This is a genomic window from Belnapia rosea, assembly GCF_900101615.1.
GTDB lineage: Bacteria > Pseudomonadota > Alphaproteobacteria > Acetobacterales > Acetobacteraceae > Belnapia > Belnapia rosea.
In genome coordinates, this window is sequence record NZ_FMZX01000004.1 from 20,932 (window position 1) to 37,965 (window position 17,034).

The following is a 17,034-nucleotide window of genomic DNA, read 5'->3' on the forward strand; positions in this document are numbered from 1 at the left end:
CGGCTCCTTGCCGGTCACGCGGGCGCAGGCACGCGTCCCGCCGCCAAGTCCTGGAAGGGACCGCTGCCGATGATCTCGGGGATCTGCCGGCAGGGTCGGTTGCGGCAAGCCATGCCCGAAGCATGGCTGGTCGCGTAGTTGCTGCGGCGAATTGGATGCGGCCAAGTGATGTCGGCATGGGGAACAAAGGTCCGCCTGCGCGCCGCCATGGGCACCGGGCCACTCTCTTGTCGGCGCGCCCCGTGGCATAAGCGCAGCGCAACTGCTCCAAGCCCCGCATACCCATGATCCGCCTCGACAACATCAGCAAGCAAAACGGCCAGCAACTCCTCTTCATCGAGGCCTCTGCGGCGCTGCAGAAGGGGGAGAAGATCGGCCTTGTCGGTCCCAACGGGGCCGGCAAGACGACGCTCTTCCGGATGATTACCGGCCAGGAGCATCCCGACGAGGGTAAGGTGGTCGTCGACCGGGGCGTCAGCATCGGTTTCTTCAACCAGGATGTGGGCGAGATGTCCGGCCGCAGCGCCGTGTCCGAGGTGATGGACGGCGCCGGCGCGGTGAGCGCCGTGGCGGCCGAGTTGCAGGCGCTGGAGGCCGCCATGGCAGACCCCGACCGGGTGGATGAGCTCGACAGCATCATCGAGCGCTTCGGCGAGGTGCAGGGACGGTTCGAGGCCTTGGGCGGCTACGCCCTGGAGGGCAGGGCGCGCGAAGTCCTGGCCGGCCTGAGCTTCAGCCAGGAGATGATGGAAGGCGACGTAGGCGCGCTGTCGGGCGGCTGGAAGATGCGCGTGGCGCTGGCCCGCATCCTCCTCATGTGCCCGGACGTCATGCTGCTCGACGAGCCGAGCAACCATCTCGACCTGGAAAGCCTGATCTGGCTGGAGAACTTCCTCAAAACCTATGACGGCGCGCTGCTGATGACCTCGCACGACCGCGAGTTCATGGACCGCATCGTCAACAAGGTGATCGAGATCGATGGCGGCGCGCTGACGGCCTATTCGGGCAACTACGCCTTCTACGAGCAGCAGCGCGCGCTGGCCGAGAAGCAGCAGCAGGCGCAGTTCGAGCGGCAGCAGGCGATGCTCGCCAAGGAGATCAGCTTCATCGAACGGTTCAAGGCGCGCGCCTCGCATGCCGCACAGGTGCAGAGCCGCGTGAAGAAGCTGGAGAAAATCGACCGGGTCGAGCCGCCCAAGCGCCGCCAGACGGTCTCCTTCGAGTTCCAGCCGGCGCCGCGCTCCGGCGATGACGTGGTGAACCTGAGGAATGTCCACAAGCGCTACGGCCAGCGGATCATCTACGACGGGCTGGACCTGCTGGTGCGCCGCAAGGAGCGCTGCTGCGTCATGGGCATCAACGGCGCGGGCAAGTCCACGCTGCTGAAGCTGGTGACCGGCGCCGCGCAGCCGGATGCGGGGACGGTCACGCTGGGGGGCAGCGTGAAGCTGGGCTACTTCGCGCAGCACGCCATGGAGCTGCTCGACGGCGAGCGCACTGTGTTCCAGTCACTGGAAGCCTCCTTTCCCCGCGCGACCCAGGGTTCGTTGCGCGCCCTGGCGGGCTGTTTCGGCTTCTCCGGTGACGAGGTGGAGAAGAAGTGCCGGGTCCTGTCGGGCGGCGAGAAGGCCAGGCTGGTCATGGCGACGATGCTCTATGACCCGCCGAATTTCCTCGTGCTGGACGAGCCGACGAACCACCTGGACATGGCGACGAAGGAGATGCTCGTCGCGGCGCTGTCGCAGTACGAGGGCACCATGCTGTTCGTCTCGCACGACCGTCATTTCCTGGCCGCGTTGTCCAACCGGGTGCTGGAACTCACGCCCGAGGGCATTCACCAGTATGACGGCGGCTACACGGAATATGTGGCACGCACGGGCCAGGAAGCGCCTGGCCTGCGGAGCTGAGCCCGAAAATCCAAATCCGGAGGGTTGTTTCGGGAAGCCCTATGCGCGCCGGAACGACCAAACCGGTCTTCTGAAGGGGATGCGGGTCCGTGCCCGGCGTAAACGCTGCGTGGCGCAGCGCAATCCAGCGAAATGGCGGAGGGAGTGCGCCCGGATTCAAACCGTCGCCACTCGGCCGACACGGGAGAATCGACAATGCACCAATCTCCGTTCGGCGAAGAACCGCCGCGCCGAGCGGCGCGCTCTGTGCCACCTTGATCCCCTTTGCCAGCGTGTGCGGGACGGCGAGCCGCGATGGGCCGGCGACCGGCGGCGCAAACTTACCCATAGCTACAATGCGGACGCGGCGACCGCCGAGGGCGCAGGCTTGGTGCAGGCATCGGGGCCACGACCGCGGGCTGGTTAGCGGCGTCATACACCACAAACCGGGCCCCGATCGCGCGGTGGAAATGGATTTCTCCGATCGGGGTCTGTTATCACTGACGCGAACAACAAAAGCACAGACTACCCCCCCTGTGGTCGACAGGAAGGCGGAGGGCCGCAAGGAGGATTATCGTGAAGCGTCGTTCATTACTGCTGCTGCCCCCTTGCGTGGGCTCTCTGCTTCCATTTGGCAGCGTCCGCGCACAGAGTGGGCGGCTGAACCGCCCGGTACAGCTGGTTGTGCCATACGCGGCTGGTGGCACGACCGATGCCGTCGCGCGCAGGCTAGCCCCAGCGCTATCTCAGCGCGTCTCGCAGCCTGTGATGGTGGACAACCGGCCAGGAGCGGGCGGCCTTGCAGCGGCTGGCGCCGTCGCACGGGCAGCTCCGGACGGGCATACGCTACTTGCCGTTGATTCCAACATGTTCTTCATTGATGATCAAGCTGGCACAATGGGTAGACGGGAGGCGCTCGAGGCGCTTGACCTGCTGGGAGTGGTGGCGGAGACGCCGCTGATCATTGCCGCCAGCCCGAACCAGCCGATCCGGTCAGCCCGCGACTTGGTCGAGACCTTGAAGCAGGGGAATGCGAGGTTGAACATCTCCGGGGGCGGCACCGGACTGCAAAGCCCAGCATATCGCTGCTATACTTTGCTGCAGCGCATGATCAACGCCCGGGCGGACTATGTCCCCTACCGAACCGCGGCGGCGGCCCTGCAAGACACGCTGGCGGGGAGCGTCCACATCTTCGTCGGCTCCCTTGCCATCGCCGATGAGGCCATCCGGACTGGCAGGTTGATGCCACTAGCTCGGTTAAGCAGCGCTGTCGCTCCGGGTTTCGAAGCTCTACCGACCCTCGACCAATTTATACCGGGCTTCCGTTTTTCCGTCTGGACGGGGATCATGAGCCCTAGGGGTGCGCCGCAGGCGATCAGGGACATGCTGTCGAGCGATATCATCGCCGCCGCACAAGCGCCGGCATTCCGGGAACAGATCGGCAGCATCGGACTCGTTCCCCTCGCTTTAGGGCGCAGCGAGGCGATGCAACTTGTCAGGCTAGAGATTGATCTCTGGCTCGACCGGTGGTGCTGCCGCGGCGGCGGCTAACAGATGGCGGGTATGAAGAAGTCAGCAAGCCCTTTCGAAGTATCTGCTCCTGAGGCGCGTCAGGCAGCTGCAGGAGAATGCTGCACAGCCTTCGGGGAGAAACAAGGTGCCCGATTTCACAGTCGCGCAGAACATCACGACGCCTATCATGCTTGGTGCCTTGATTGCCATTGCCCTTTATGGGCTGTACAAGATGGTCATCAGCAAAATTGAGGTGCCTCCCGATAAAGTTGAGGGATTCAACACTCTAAACAGAGTCCTGAGATTTCTGTTCTGGCTTGCGTTGGTTCTTGGCGCTCTCGCCATCGCTAGCCATACCATCACGACGGTCAGGGCGATCGAGACTAACGCTGCGAAGATTGAGGATCTCGAGAGAAATCAGGCTTGGCAGCAGCGGGTTTTCTTGCCATTGGCCGAGTCCGGCCTGATGCACTTGATCGATAATCGTGACTTTGATGAAGCGGAACGGCTGGTCCGTGTCACACGTGAGAACTTCGGCGCTGAGGCCCGCTCTTGGTACCTCCTTGGACTGCTTCGCTATGAGCGCGGTCAGCACGCGGCGGCGCTAACAGCCTTTGAGGAAGCAGCCAAAACTGCCGGTCCAGAGGACCGGTTCGCGAACCGCTACCGCCTTAATCAATCCGGCATGCTGAACCGTCTGGGCCGTTATGATGAGGCTCGCCGCATCGTCGAGCCCCTCCTAGCCCAAGATCCGAACGACCGTTTTTATCGCCTGAACGCTATTATCGCTTACACCTTCGGCAACCCACGTCAGCTCAGCCTCGGCGGAGAAATGACTGAACGATTCGCCGGCGAGCTGGTCCTTGGGTCGCCCGTCGGTGGACGCTGTCGTCCCGTCGAGCCGTCGAATGTTGAAATGACAGTCTACGTCCTGCTCCACAGCTTTGCCATCAGCGCCCTGCTGCACATTGAAGACTCAAAGAGCGAGCCTCGATGGCCAGTGCTTGCCTGCGCCTGCGACATCAATCCAGCGCCCGTACTTGCCTTTCTCTCGAACCAGAGCGCCCACTTCCGGAATGTCAGCCTGGATCCCGTGCTGCGCGTCTTCGCGGACTTAAAAGCTAAAACTGACCCTTCCTTGCAAATTGCGAACGTTCACCAGAGGTGTGCCTAGCAACCAACGTGCACAGATTCTTCAGAGGAGACGCGTGCAACATGACTAGGCGTCGCTCTGCCGCACCTGTTGGAAGCCTCCAGCGTCGGTTCACCAGTCGTCCTGCGGAGCAGGTGCTTACGGCCCCTGTATCCACGGCGCTCTCATACATAGCCGCGATTAAAGCGGCTGGCGCTGGACATGCCGTGCCCGCAGCCGTCATTGCCAGCATCGGATCCGGCGACTGCTTTGATGCGCGAAAAGGAAGTGACTGTAACCCATGACCAGCCAAGCTTCGAAAGCGGAGTGGAGATGACGTATGGCAGCTGGAGACGGGCGCGGTTCTGGGCACGCAGGAGGAGTTTGGGACGCCAAGTCCCGCAGCGCCGACGGAACTGATGAGCCGTGTGTATCACGTTACGCTAGGCATCCGCCGCGCCGCAGCGTCGCCACGGCGTTGCTCCGCGCGGTTGCGCTACTTGCCCTGGCCGCAGTGCCCGTCCCGGCCGAGGCCGAGATGAATCTCTGGCCCGTGGAAAGGCCGTGGGATTTGCAGGGCTGTCTGACGCCCGTCCAGCTAGTCCCGAACCGCACCTATACGATGGTCGTCCGTCCCGAGCTGCTCGGCGGAGCGGAGGCGCGGTTCCGCGGCAGGCTCGCCGCGGACACCCGGCTCCCGGACACGGCGCGCGCCGTGTCCGGTCCCACTGCCAGACTCGCCGCGACCGTCACAGCGGCCGAAGCCAGGGTGGACCGGATCGAACTCGAGGACGGCCAGCGCGTCGAGCTCGTCCTCTCGGCGGACAGGACGCCCCCGGGGCGATTCCTGCTGGAGGGGCCGGCCGCTGTGGTGCTGGAGAGTCCCCTAACCGTCGCGGTCGACGTGCCCGCGGGGACGGACCTGGGGGCGCCGGACCCGGAGAGAGCGGGCGTGTCGGTCCAGAGGGAAACGGCCGTGCTGATCCCGCGGCTGCCGGGCAGGCTGGGGCCCGTCCAGGTTGCGTTACCTCAGACGGTTGTCCCACTAGCCCTAGGCCGCGTTGAGCCGGAAGGCGCTCCCCCTCTGAAGCTAGCGAACGTGGACGAGATCATGCCCCGGGTCGCTTCGGGCGATGCCGGCATCGTCGTTAGATTCGTTGCGAGGCTCCCCGGCGCGAGTCTCAGAGCCGACGCGCGGCGCTTCGACGCGTGCTTCGTGACGGGCGTCGCGCGGACCGCCCGCTCCCTGGAGGTGAAGCGGGTGAGATACTCCGATCAAGACCCGGGCGAGGCAGAATTCTCCGTCACACTCCCGAGCGGCTTCACCAGCTGGGGCAGTATTGGTTCGGCGGGTCGTAGGGACGGTCAGCTTCTCGTCGTCTCGAGCGACGGCGTCTATCTTGGCTCTGGCAGGCTGGAGATAAACAGCCCGCTCGGCTCGCTCGTTTGGGCGTCGGCAGTGCTGCTTGCCGGCTTAGGGGGGCTCGCCCTGCTCGCGATGCGCAGGTTCGGGACCGGGCGAAATTGGCGCCAGTGGGCCTTCGGGCTGATCGCCGGTCACGACGGCCAAGCAAGCATCTCCCTATTTCAGATACTGCTGTGGACCCTGGTCCTGATGTTCGCGCTCGTCTATGTTATGTTCCGAACTGAGGGCCTCATCGCGGTCACGCCCGAAATCATGGGGCTGGTCGGCTTCGCAGGTGCAGGCTCGGTGCTCGGGCGCTGGATCGCGGCGAGCCGGGCGCCGGGCGCTCCGGCAGCGACCGGGGCAGAGGTGAGGCCGAGGTTCTGGGCGATCCTCGACGCCGGCGACCGGATCGACCTCTACAAGCTCCAACTGTTCATCTTCACCGTCTTCTCCGCCGCCTACGTCGTTTGGCACGTCGCAAACGACATGGCCTTCCCACCTCTAGGCACGGAGCTCCTGCTGCTGATGGGGGTCAGCAACGGCACCTACGTCTTCGCTAAGCTGGCCGAGGCCAGCCCACTCCAGAAGGCGCAGGTGCTCAAGGCCGAGCTGGAGATCTTCGGAAAGAGGGTCAAGGACCTCGAGGCAGAGCAAAAGTCCCTCGTCGAGGAGAAGGCGAGAATCGAAACGCAAGTTGCGGCCGAGGCGGACCCCGTGAAGCGAACCGGGGTCCAGCAGGCTTTCGCGCCGCGCCTCGACGCGATTGCGGCTCGCCTGAAGGCAGTCGAGGAGAACCCGGGTGCGTCCGCCACCGGCGAGCTTCCCGCGGCGCGCAAGCAGGTCGAGGAAAAGCGGAAGGAGTACGACGAGCAGATCAAGCTCGCCGCCGGGTCTCCATGAGCGCACCGTCTCGCGAGATCGGCCGCCAGGTGAGACAAACTTGCGAACGTGGCCCCGTCCGGCTGATGCTGCTGGCAAGAAGACATTCAGTGCTACGAAGAGGATCGCGCCGTAGGGTAAGGGAGAAGCTCCGATGATGCATTCCAGACTCCCGGGCAGCACCAAGCACGTGGCTCTCGCGATGAGCATTATCGCGTGCGTCTCATTTGTCGGTGCGGCATCGGCTCAGCAACCGCGAGCAGTGCGACAGGACGGCGTGACAGCGACGACTGGCGGGACCTGTGATGCCTCCGCGGTCGTCGCGGTACCGGCGGCAGATCCCCCGACATGGCTCGTTGCGAACGATGAGAATGAAAGTCTGCTGGCCATCACCTCTGCCGGTGAGGTGCTGCAGCTCGGCGGCGGCAACCTCCAACAAACGCTGCGCGCCGACGATGCGGTGCTTGAACGGATGGGCCGCCCTGACGGCACCGTTCGCAACGTCGTCCGGCGTGGAGAAGCCGATCTCGAGGGGGCAGCTTGGCTTGGCGACCACCTGTATTTCATCACCTCGCACGGCCGCAATTCGAGTGGCGAGCGGCGCCCGCGCCGTGAACGACTAGCCGCGGTAGTTGTTGCCCCTGGTCCGGGCGGATTAGCCGTCCGCCATGCCGAGGGCATGACGCGCTACCCACATTTGCTGCGCGATCTTGCGCAGGTGCCACTGCTGAGCGCCGCTATCGATGTCAGCGACAATCCGAACCTCGACCTCCGGCCGGAGGGACGCGGGCTCAACATCGAGGGGCTGGCGGCCGGCTCGGATGGCACCTCGCTACTGATAGGCTTCCGAAATCCACTGACGGCTGATCGCAAAGCTATCCTGCTGCCGCTGCTTAACCCTGCGGAGCTCCGGCCCGCGCCCGAAGGTCCGCGTGCGCTGTTTGGCGAGCCGATCCTTCTTGACCTTGGGGGGCGTGGCATTCGCAGTATCGAGTACGTGCCTCACCGCAACATCTATCTGATCGTCGCAGGCCTGGCAGGGGACGGCGCGGACTTTGCGCTCTATGTCTGGGGCGGGCTCAACCAGCCGTTGGTGCTGGAGCGGTTGAAGGGGGACGAGGCGGTTGTCGGCGACGCTGCGGACCCCTTTCGTCCGGAGGGACTGGCCATCACCGCAGATGGGCGTCGTATCGTGCTGGTCAGTGACGACGGCGATCGGACCTTCGGGCAACAGCCTTGCAAAGATGTCCAGCCCGCGGGCAACCGGAGCTTCCGGATCATGCGCCTTGTCCTAGAATGACCGCTGTGCTGACGCGAAGCTGGCACCTTGCCGACCGAGCAGGCTACGGAAGCCGTCAGATCGAAAGCTGTAGTATTGCATTTGCACCGAACGTGTGGGCCAGGCTGATCGAAGCCTCGCTGCCACAGTTGGGCTATTTGGTTGTTGGTCTCCTAAGTTTTCAATACAATGACCGAACAACCAAAATCGGAGAGGTTTGATGGCCTTTCTTCTGGCCCGTGGGGCAAAGAACGTCGTCACCGAGGTGCAGCGTTGGCAGTATTTTCTGCGCCGCCAGGGCCTGGATCAGGTGGGGGCCATCGATGGCGACTTCGGCATGAACACTGAAGTCGCCACCAAATTCTTTCAGGTGAAAGCCGGCCTTTCCCCAAGCGGGAAGCTCGACGACAAGACGCTCACGCGGGCGCAGGCCATGGGCTACTCCGTGCTCCCGGACGACCATTATCAGAAGCTGGCGGCCAAAGGCGGGCCAGCGAAACCAGGAGGTCTCCAGAGCCCTTCCGACAAGATCCGGGAGAAGGACTTCGGATGTTTCAAGTTCACCCAGCTCCCGCTGGCGCAGCGCCCTCGTGCAGAAGCTATTGTCATCAAGGGGAGTTGCGCCGGCTCAGCCGCCGACTGGATCGCAGAAAACATCGTGACCTTCGATATGCCGCAGTTGCGGTTCGCAGTCGGTTATCACGGCAAATTCCGCTGCCATGAAGCGGCGGAGCCCGTGTTCCGAAAGGTGTTCGCGGCATGGGAAGGAGCTGACCTTCTTCACCTCATTATCTCGTACGCCGGTTGCTTCGAGCCGCGCTACAAGTTTGGCAAGGCTCCGCCTGGCGCCAGTGGTCACGGGTCGAAGTCCAGCAAAGACGTCTCGGACTTGAGCAATCACTCATTCGGTTCAGCCTTCGACATCAACGCCACCCAGAACTGGATTGGAGATACCCCGGCCGATTGGGGGGCGAAGGGCTGCGTTCGGGAGCTCGTCGCTATCGCAAACAAACACAACATCTACTGGGGCGGCCATTTCACGCAGCCCTTGGACGGCATGCATTTCGAGATCTCTGCCCTTTAGACTCTGCGGCAAGCTATGGGTGGATTACCCATCCCGAACGGGAGAGGGCCTGGATACACCGTGCTTACCTGAATCGAATAGCGGCTTTCACCACGGTTACGGACGTGCGTGACGTTTGGTGCGGACTCAAATTATTGACGTGATCGTCGGGCCATGGGCACGATACAACCAAGCTCCTGGGCGAAAGATGCTTGCCGATGCGGAGGACGCGCCATTAATGATCGCGCAAGTTGCCACCCGGGGCGATACTCCCTTCTTACCGCGGTGTTCGGTGTACTACTCCCACTCTGCGGCTGCGCTGTGGATGGAGCTGGGGTCGCATGGTCCGAGGTCGTGCATGCGACGGGTGCAGTAGTCGTGGTGACGCATGTGCCGGGCGTGGCTCTGCGCAGCTCCGCCGAGGACGCCGGCCTCTCCATCGGCTACACCCGCACCCTGACGATAGCGCCGCTGGGCGCAGATGCGCCGGCGCCGGGCCGGTACGGCCCTGGCGCGGTGCTGTCAGGAGCGCCGCCGTTGGCGCAGCTGCGTCGCATTATCGGCTTCGACCTCGCGCTCAATCCCGGCAGGGTCGGCGTCATGCTGGGCTTCTCCGAGGACGCGCTGCTCGCCCGGGTGCCCGCCAGGGCGTCGATGGTGCGCCGGCTGGTGCTGGTGCCGGGACAGCCCGCGGAAAGCCGCCTGACCATCTGCAGGGAGGTCGAGGAATGCAACTGAAACGCCTTGTCGTCGCGGCGGTGCCGCTCGCGGTCGCAGCCTGCGAGCCGAGCCAGCTCATCATGGGCGCGCGCACCGTCATCGGCATCAACGCGCAGGTCAATCCGGAGCAGACCACCGGGTCGCTGGTGATCGGCTACGACCGGAACTTCGCCGCGATAGTGCCGCGCAGCGCCGACCCGCCGCCGCCGCTTCTAGACGACCCGCCGTCGGCGAGCGGTGCACGTGACGCGATGGCCGCCCTGGTTTGCTCCGACCTGAAGGTCCAGGGAATCACGATCCGCAGCTACACCGAATCCATGGCGACCGGCGACGCGGCGGTTCGCTTCGCCAGGAATCTGGGCAACGATCGCGCCGCAATCCGGGACTTCTTCAGCTGCTTCCGCGCGGTCCCGGCAGGGGACGGGTCATGACCGCCACGCACACGGTCCCCCGCCTCGCCGCTGCCCTCGCCTTGCTCGTCGCCGGCGGCTGCTCGCGGACGCTAGTCTTCGCCGAGCGCGAGGGGGTGAACCTCGCCATCAACGCCAGTGCGGCGCGGACGCCGCCGCTCGAGGTTAACTTCGGCTACAACCGCGTCGTCGGCACCACCGTTCCGCCAGTCGCACAGGACGGACAAGGGACTGCCAGCCAGCCACGCGGGCAGGCGGTGAATATGGTCTCCGGCTTCCAGGTGCTGAGCGCCACCATCGATCCGGCCAAGCCGGTGAACGTGGACGTGACGATCTCATCGCAATTCGCCTCCGGCCGGGCGGCTACGGAGATCGCAGGCAATGCGCCGGTGGTAGCTGCGATCGTTAGCTTCAGGGACGCGCCTGTGAACCCGACGCTACCCGGGCTGCGGGAGCGGGTGCGCGATGCGTCGGCCACTCTGGCGAATCTCACGTCGGCACAGCAGCGGCGTGCGGCCGCGAGCCTCGGCCTGCCGAGCCTCGCCACCCTGTCCGACGCGCAGGTGAACGATGCGCTGCGCGACAGACTCGACCAAGCGCGCACCGACCCCGCGGCGCTCGACCGGTTCGCTGCCGCGCTGAGCCTGGCACGCGGCCGCTGAGAGGAGACAGCGATGCCCTTCACCCGCACCTCGCCCGGCAGCCGCAGCCTCGCAGCGCTGCAGGCGGCGATACAGGACCAGGAGGTCGCACTCGGCTACCTGATCAACCTCGCGCCCACGGATGCCGGCAACAACCGCGTGACCTATGCCGGCATCGGCGGCCCGAACGACATCCCGCCCGAAGGGAAGGGGACGGTGCTGAAGGCGATCGCCGGGCATCCGCCAACGGAGCCCGGCGCGCGCCTGGTCTGCTCAGGTCCGATTGTTGTCGAGGGCACGCTCCAGGACGTGGCCGCCTACCGGCCTCACCGCTGACGCAATAGGCGTGTCTGATCCGTAGGCTCCGTTGAGCGCCGCACCCGCTGCTTATGCGGCCCGATCATTGCGCTTGCTGAATCGTCGGCACGACTGGGATCGTGCGCCGACCTATCGAAAAGGAGGGACGAGTGGCGGTTCCGTACAACACCCTCATCAAGCCAGTAGTGGCGCGGCTGGCCGCGGAATTCCGCATCGCGGGCGGCGAACCGGCCGAGGCGCTGCTGATCGCGATCGGCCTGCAAGAGAGCGGCTTCGCCACGAGGGATCAGATTGACGCGGGGCCACAGGTGATCGGCCCCGCCACGGGCTTCTGGCAGTTCGAGCGTGGCGGAGGCGTCCGCGGCGTCCTGCGCCACCCGGCGAGCCGCGCCCCCGCCCGTCTGCTCACCATGGAAACCGGCACGGCGGTGGAGGAAGATGCGGTGTGGCGCCTCTTCGCCACGCCGCAGGGGGATGAGCTCGCCTGCGCCTTCGCAAGGCTGCTGCTGTTCACCGACCCGGTCGCTTTGCCGGCGCCGGTTCCCGCAGCAGAGGAGGAGGCCTGGCTCTGCTATCTCCGCAACTGGCGCCCCGGGAAGCCGCGTCGGGAGCATTGGGGACCATTCTGGCGAGACGCCTGCAACCGCGTCGCGGGGAGTGGCGCGCCGGCGCCCGTCGCCGGCGTGGCGCCGTCGACCGACCTCGCCGCGCTCGCCGACCGGGTGGCGCAGCTCGAAGCGGCCGCCAACGCCGCACCCCCCACCGGGCCCGCTCCCGCCGACCGCATCCCGACGGGCGACGACGCCTTCCGCGTTCCCTTCGTCCTCCTCGACGCCTTCGAGCGCGCCGGGGAGTTGGCGGAGAAGGTGGCCGCCCCCCTCGCCGGTCTTGCCCCGGCCGCCGTGACCATCGACTTCGGGCCAAACGCGCGAGCCGCCGATGTAACCGATTTTTCCCGAAAGGTGCTTGAGGACATTATGCGCGCCGCAGGCCTCACCCAGGTCGTGGTGTCGAGCACCGCTCGCGGCCCGGCCGACCAGGCGCGCGTGATGTTCAACAATCTCGAGGCGCGCGGCGTGGCGAAGGAGAAGGAGCTGTATGGGCCGGCCGGCGACCAGGTGATCGACACCTACGACGCAGCGAAGCGCGCCGGGCAGGACGCGGCGGCGATCAAGCGGCTCATGACCGAGAAAATCATCGAGATTGGTCCGACGCGGGTGTCGAGGCACGCCTCGGATCCAAGAGTGCTCAACGTCTTCGACGTGGCGCCGAGTTCCGTCGCCCGCCCCGCCGCTTTCGAGGCAGCGGTGCGATCCAACCAGCGGGTCTCCCGCTTCTTCAAACCGCCAGAAGACCCCGGCTACCACCTAGAAATCCCGCAGCCACCGACGGTGTGACAGCGGCGATTCACCCTGTCGTTGGGGCCGTTCGACGTGTGCGCCACTCGAAGGCCCGGACGACTCAACCACGGACCTCGGCGCGCGTGATTTGAACGCTCGAGAAGGGTCGAACTCGGCGGTCACGCAGCTTGTGGACCGCTCGAGGCGGGCACGCACCGTCTGTCACGACATCCGCCGCTTGGTGACCTGCATCGCCAGCCGCGTCGCGGCGAGGTCCACCGTCGAGGCGCTGACGTTCCGCGCTGTCACGCGGACCCTGTTGTTCGACCACACATGGCACTCGAGCACGCAGGCGATGCTGCTGGTGTCGAGCGAGGCGTCGGCGAAGTCGCCTCGGCGCGCGCCCCAGACAGTTACGTCGACGTTGGCCGTCGTACCGGGGGTGAGGCTCGACAGGTCCCAGCCGGTCTCCAGGGCCAGCGTGAGCGTCCCGGCTGGCAGCGATGGGCAGGCCGAAAAGCCGCAGCGCACCGAGATCGATCTGGCCGTCGAAGCCGATGACGCGGATCTGCGCGAGGGCCACGCTCGGGCCCAGCCGAATCGGTTGCCGCTAGGTCGGCGAGCTGTTCTACATCACCGCGCCGGCCTGCCGGCTCGTGGTGCCGAAAGCCAACACGTCCTCTGCCTGATTCTCCCGTATACCCGGAACGCTGGGCGTGCCCACCATCGTATGGCCGTTGCTACTGCTGTCGGTCGCATCCGATCCGCCCCGCGCAGCCGCCCCGCGGCACTGCAATCGCAGCCGACCCGAACGAGCGGGTCAACCATCCGCGCCATCACCCTGAACGGGCCGGAGCTACCCTTGACCTGGGATAAATAATCAATCCTGTTGCGGAGAACCACTGCCGCGGGCAGTATTGCTGCGGCGGGCAGTATTGACAGTATTAACAAGAACAGGGAGGAAGACGTGAAGGCTAGAAAGTGGGCGTTAGGCCTTCTCGCTGCGACAATGGCTTGCGGCAGTTCGCCGGGCCTCGCAGACATCGTCTATCGGTTCGGTCAGGCGCCGCTGTTCGATGGGCGCTACGGTCCGGTCGCAGTTGTTCAGACACGTATCAATGAAGAACTTGCAGGCTGTGGAAAGCCAGCGACCATTACGGTCGATGGCGTTTTCGGCCCGGGCACACGAAATGCCCTAAGGGCCCTCGCAACATGTCCCGGCTACGTACCGAAGCTGGCGAACGATGCCGACGCGCGCGCCGGATCCCTCACAACAACCTACTGGGACGCGCTAATTGGCGGCGAGAGGCCTTCCGTGGATCAGCGTGCTCGTACGCTGATGCTCACCTACGAGAACACAGACTACACACGCATGGAGTGGAATTTCTGCCAATCGTCCCCGCTATACAATCCGTCGGCTGGGCGCAACGTCTGCTTCTCCAACGACCCAAGGTCGTATCTCACTTGGGGGCCGAACGGCGCCACCGGCGGGGGCGGACGTGAAGTCCAACTCGTACTCGCGATGGTCGACCGGACATCACCGATGCTTATTGATCAAGCTTTTGGGATCGAGGCGAGTGCTATTAGACGAACATTCCAGCTTAGGGACCGCGATGCTCAGAGGAGCCTCGAAACTTATCTGTGTGGGGTCTGGGCTGATGCCAGTCGGCGGGAGGCGTGGAGGCAGGGCTTCAACGCCCTTGGCCGCGCGCCTGACGTGCGCGCGGCTTACGACAACCTCTACCGGAGCTCGAGCTTGGACGGTGGGAAGATCGCTACTTTCATTCAAGCATACAGCGATAATGGTCTTACGCCGACCGAGGCCGACTACGGCTTCTTCAAAGACCGTTCCGCCCACACGAGTCCTTCGCTGGGTCCCATCCGAACGGCTATTTCGCAAGCTCTTGCTGCGGACAGATCAGCGCCGCGCTGGAGAATTCGCCAGGCCATCGCCTTGAACGTCCGGCCTGGTAGCCAGCGAGCCGATCGCTTGGGCCGTGACGTCGCGTTCTATATCGACGGTGCTGGCGACCGGCTGAGTCAGGAAGAACTGTCAGCGTGGCAGCAACGCGGTCGCCTGCGGGCTTCGGATGCGGGTCTGGCAGACACGCGGCCGTTCACCGATTTCTCGGCCGGTCCCGCGTTGGAGACCGGGATTGCGCAGCCCGAGAATCTAACGGACGCGGAGCGGCGGGCCTGTCCACAGGCGGTGTTGGACACGCGCCGACCGGAGGGCAGGCCCTAGCTGGCGCAGCAGCCACGTCCAATCGTCGTTTCACATTAAGGGACGGATGTGCGCGCAACGTGCCGCCTTGCGTAGCAGCAGCCTGCTTTCCGCACCAAGCTCCCGCGCATCCCGAATCGTGTTGCGGTTGCGATGACCGCGAGTGAAGGGTCTGCTGCTGATGGGGTCCTCGAACCCGAAAGCGACGGGGACCGCCGGAGACGCCGCACTGTGGGGCGGATCGATGGCGGTGGTGGGGATGGCGGCGAACCCGCCCGGAGCCCACCAGGCCGGCCGCCATATGGCCGGCCATGGCTCACAGCGTGGCCGCGAGGGGGTGCGGCGGCGTTGCCGCACCCCTATCCGCCACGACGCGCTCTCAAGCTCACGGCAGCCGCCGCTTCGTGACCTGCACGGCCAATGGCGCCGCGGCGAGATCCACCGTCGACGCGCTGACGTTCCGCGCCGTCACGCGCACGCTGTTGTTCGACCACACATGGCAGTCGAGCACGAAGGCGATGCTGCTGGTGTCGAGCGAGGCGTCGGCGAAGTCGCCCCGCCGTGCGCCCGGCACAGTCACGTCGACGTTGGCCGTCGCGCCGGGCGCGAGGCTCGGCAGATCCCAGTTGGTCTCCAGCGCGAGCGTCCGCGTCCCGGCCGGCAACGACGGGCAGCCGTAGAGGATCGCCGGCGCATCCTCTGGCAGGCCGTAGAGCCGCAGCGCCTCGAGCTCGATCTGCCCGTCGAAGCCGATGATGCCGATCTGGGCGAAGGCGACGCCCGCACCGACCCGGATCGTCTGCCGCCGATTCAGCGAGGCGTCGGCCATCACCGCGCCGGCGTTCCAGCCCTTCGCCGGCGCGTTCCACTGCATGGTAGTGCCGGAGGCCAGCACGTCGCCGGCGATGTTCTCCCGCACGTTGGCTGCTCCGTCGAACGCCCGCACAAAGAGCCGCCCACCATCGACGCCGCCGACCAGCCAATGCGCCAGGGCGAATTCCTTCGCTGAGGAGGTGTCGACCACGAAGGCCAAGCCGCGATTGGCGTCCAGCAGCAGCCCACGCGCGGTCGCCGCGATCCCGTCCAGCGCGTTGAAGCACAGCCCCGCCAGCGTGGTCGCCGCCGTGGTCGAGGTCGCCAGCGTCGCCAGCTTCTCGACGCCGATCTCAGCACCGCTCTGGCGGAAGGCTGCCGCGCGGAGGTTCGGCACCGCCTCCAGCAGCCGCAGCAGCCGCGACGCTGGCGCGCGATGCCGATTGATCACTGCATTGCCGGCGCGGTCCGCGGTCGAGGTGTAGTCGATCCGCACGGCGTAGGTATTGGCCCAGGCCACCTCATATTCGCAGTCGGTGGCGCTGCCGGTGTGCCGTGCCACGATCGGCGAGCAGGCTTCCATGCGCAGCGCCCGCCCTATGATGGCAGTGCCGTCCGTTTCGTTCAGGAAGGGGATGGCGACATTCGGGTCGAGCTGGCGCAGCTCGAAATTCGGCCCGTCGAAGACGTGGCGGTTGTGGTTGTTATAGCCACCCGCGCCGCGCGAGAAGCGGATGCCGTAGCGGTCGACCGTCGGGTTGATCCCCGTCGCGCAGGCGAAGTGCCCGCCGTAGTAGCGGACGGAGGTGTTCCAGGCTGTCGCCGTCTCGGCGCGGATGTCGAGGCCGTAGCGATTGTTCAGGATGCGCAGCAGATGGAAGGTGCTGTCCTCCACGCCGCGCCCGTCGCCGAGCGTGCGCATGCCAATGGTGAAGCCGGAGACCAGGCGGAGGTCGACCACCGAGGCGTCGATGTTGCGGACCAGGATGCCGATATCGGCCTCGGAGGCCCAGTCGGACTGGGTCTGCCGCACCACCTGTAGCCCGGCATAGAGCTTCTCGCCGTTGCGGGTGGTACCGCCGTCGCCTAGCGTCAGCACAGTGGCCGGGGCGTTGGCCGCGCCGGTGTAGCGAATGATGCCACGCATGATCAGGCCGCGGGCGCCGCCGCCCAGCGTGACCCCGCTGCCCACATTCCAAGTGCCTGGCGGGATCACCGCGAATTTCTGGTCCGCCGCCGCCCGATCGAAGCAGGACTGGATCGCCGTTCGGTCGTTGGCCACGCCATCGCCCAGCCCACCGAAATCGGTCGGCAGCACGGCCTCGCGGTCGCGGAGGTACTTCGCGAAGTCGGTCTTGTTGAGATTGGCGTTGAGGACCAGCAGGTCGTCGATGCGGGCCGGCATGGCG

14 protein-coding genes are annotated in these 17,034 nt (G+C 65.6%); 12 read left to right on the plus strand and 2 right to left on the minus strand.

Features of this window, described 5'->3' with window-relative positions; all coding sequences use genetic code 11:
* The first annotated feature begins 284 nt into the window (after window positions 1-284).
* From BLR02_RS10505 to BLR02_RS29420, 11 genes are all read left to right on the plus strand, one after another.
* The gene (locus tag BLR02_RS10505; protein ID WP_090662920.1) at window positions 285-1,907 is read left to right on the plus strand and encodes an ABC-F family ATP-binding cassette domain-containing protein; all 1,623 of its coding nucleotides are present in this window, start codon (window positions 285-287) and stop codon (window positions 1,905-1,907) included.
* Between the two features lie 663 nt (window positions 1,908-2,570).
* Window positions 2,571-3,437 carry a tripartite tricarboxylate transporter substrate binding protein gene (locus tag BLR02_RS10510; protein ID WP_281201049.1) on the plus strand — a complete coding sequence of 289 codons (867 nt, stop codon included), beginning with the start codon at window positions 2,571-2,573 and terminating at the stop codon, window positions 3,435-3,437.
* A 106-nt stretch (window positions 3,438-3,543) separates the two neighbouring features.
* Window positions 3,544-4,572: a tetratricopeptide repeat protein gene (locus tag BLR02_RS10515; protein ID WP_090662924.1), complete on the plus strand. Its 1,029-nt coding sequence runs from the start codon at window positions 3,544-3,546 to the stop codon at window positions 4,570-4,572.
* 496 nt (window positions 4,573-5,068) lie between these two features.
* Window positions 5,069-6,838 (plus strand): hypothetical protein, encoded by a 1,770-nt coding sequence (locus tag BLR02_RS10520; protein WP_143018088.1) that lies wholly within the window; start codon window positions 5,069-5,071, stop codon window positions 6,836-6,838.
* Between the two features lie 181 nt (window positions 6,839-7,019).
* Entirely contained in the window at window positions 7,020-8,117 is a 1,098-nt protein-coding gene (locus BLR02_RS28540) for a DUF3616 domain-containing protein (protein ID WP_218127908.1), read from the plus strand.
* A 199-nt stretch (window positions 8,118-8,316) separates the two neighbouring features.
* The gene (locus BLR02_RS29415) at window positions 8,317-9,180 is read left to right on the plus strand and encodes a M15 family metallopeptidase (RefSeq protein ID WP_090662932.1); all 864 of its coding nucleotides are present in this window, start codon (window positions 8,317-8,319) and stop codon (window positions 9,178-9,180) included.
* A 357-nt stretch (window positions 9,181-9,537) separates the two neighbouring features.
* Entirely contained in the window at window positions 9,538-9,897 is a 360-nt protein-coding gene (locus BLR02_RS10540; RefSeq protein ID WP_090662934.1) for a hypothetical protein, read from the plus strand.
* On the plus strand, window positions 9,888-10,310 hold the full coding sequence (locus BLR02_RS10545) for a hypothetical protein (RefSeq protein WP_090662936.1): 423 nt from the start codon (window positions 9,888-9,890) through the stop codon (window positions 10,308-10,310). Before BLR02_RS10540 ends, BLR02_RS10545 begins: the two co-directional genes overlap by 10 nt.
* Window positions 10,307-10,951 carry a hypothetical protein gene (locus BLR02_RS10550; RefSeq protein ID WP_090662938.1) on the plus strand — a complete coding sequence of 215 codons (645 nt, stop codon included), beginning with the start codon at window positions 10,307-10,309 and terminating at the stop codon, window positions 10,949-10,951. Before BLR02_RS10545 ends, BLR02_RS10550 begins: the two co-directional genes overlap by 4 nt.
* A gap of 12 nt (window positions 10,952-10,963) precedes the next feature.
* Window positions 10,964-11,266, plus strand: a complete 303-nt coding sequence (locus BLR02_RS10555) for a hypothetical protein (protein ID WP_090662941.1) — start codon at window positions 10,964-10,966, stop codon at window positions 11,264-11,266.
* Window positions 11,267-11,367: 101 nt separating this feature from the next.
* Window positions 11,368-12,645 carry a hypothetical protein gene (locus tag BLR02_RS29420; protein WP_218127909.1) on the plus strand — a complete coding sequence of 426 codons (1,278 nt, stop codon included), beginning with the start codon at window positions 11,368-11,370 and terminating at the stop codon, window positions 12,643-12,645.
* A 165-nt stretch (window positions 12,646-12,810) separates the two neighbouring features.
* On the opposite strand, the gene BLR02_RS30385 is transcribed toward BLR02_RS29420, so the two are convergent.
* Window positions 12,811-13,119, minus strand: coding sequence for a hypothetical protein (locus BLR02_RS30385; protein ID WP_245704731.1), 309 nt, complete (start codon window positions 13,117-13,119; stop codon window positions 12,811-12,813).
* A gap of 436 nt (window positions 13,120-13,555) precedes the next feature.
* Between BLR02_RS30385 and BLR02_RS28550 the strand changes: the two genes are divergently transcribed.
* A complete protein-coding gene (locus BLR02_RS28550; RefSeq protein WP_218127910.1) occupies window positions 13,556-14,833 on the plus strand; it encodes a hypothetical protein in 1,278 nt (425 codons plus the stop codon).
* A 364-nt stretch (window positions 14,834-15,197) separates the two neighbouring features.
* On the opposite strand, the gene BLR02_RS10570 is transcribed toward BLR02_RS28550, so the two are convergent.
* Window positions 15,198-17,030, minus strand: a complete 1,833-nt coding sequence (locus tag BLR02_RS10570) for a hypothetical protein (RefSeq protein WP_090662943.1) — start codon at window positions 17,028-17,030, stop codon at window positions 15,198-15,200.
* Window positions 17,031-17,034: the final 4 nt, after the last annotated feature.

What these genes read in the sequence shown, in the direction of transcription:
- BLR02_RS10505 (WP_090662920.1), top strand. Translation starts at nt 285, where the DNA reads ATGATCCGCCTCGACAACATCAGCAAGCAAAACGGCCAGCAACTCCTC.
- BLR02_RS10520 (WP_143018088.1), top strand. Translation starts at nt 5,069, where the DNA reads ATGAATCTCTGGCCCGTGGAAAGGCCGTGGGATTTGCAGGGCTGTCTG.
- BLR02_RS28540 (WP_218127908.1), top strand. Translation starts at nt 7,020, where the DNA reads ATGAGCATTATCGCGTGCGTCTCATTTGTCGGTGCGGCATCGGCTCAG.
- BLR02_RS29415 (WP_090662932.1), top strand. Translation starts at nt 8,317, where the DNA reads ATGGCCTTTCTTCTGGCCCGTGGGGCAAAGAACGTCGTCACCGAGGTG.
- BLR02_RS10545 (WP_090662936.1), top strand. Translation starts at nt 9,888, where the DNA reads ATGCAACTGAAACGCCTTGTCGTCGCGGCGGTGCCGCTCGCGGTCGCA.
- BLR02_RS10550 (WP_090662938.1), top strand. Translation starts at nt 10,307, where the DNA reads ATGACCGCCACGCACACGGTCCCCCGCCTCGCCGCTGCCCTCGCCTTG.
- BLR02_RS10555 (WP_090662941.1), top strand. Translation starts at nt 10,964, where the DNA reads ATGCCCTTCACCCGCACCTCGCCCGGCAGCCGCAGCCTCGCAGCGCTG.
- BLR02_RS10570 (WP_090662943.1), bottom strand. Translation starts at nt 17,030, where the DNA reads ATGCCGGCCCGCATCGACGACCTGCTGGTCCTCAACGCCAATCTCAAC.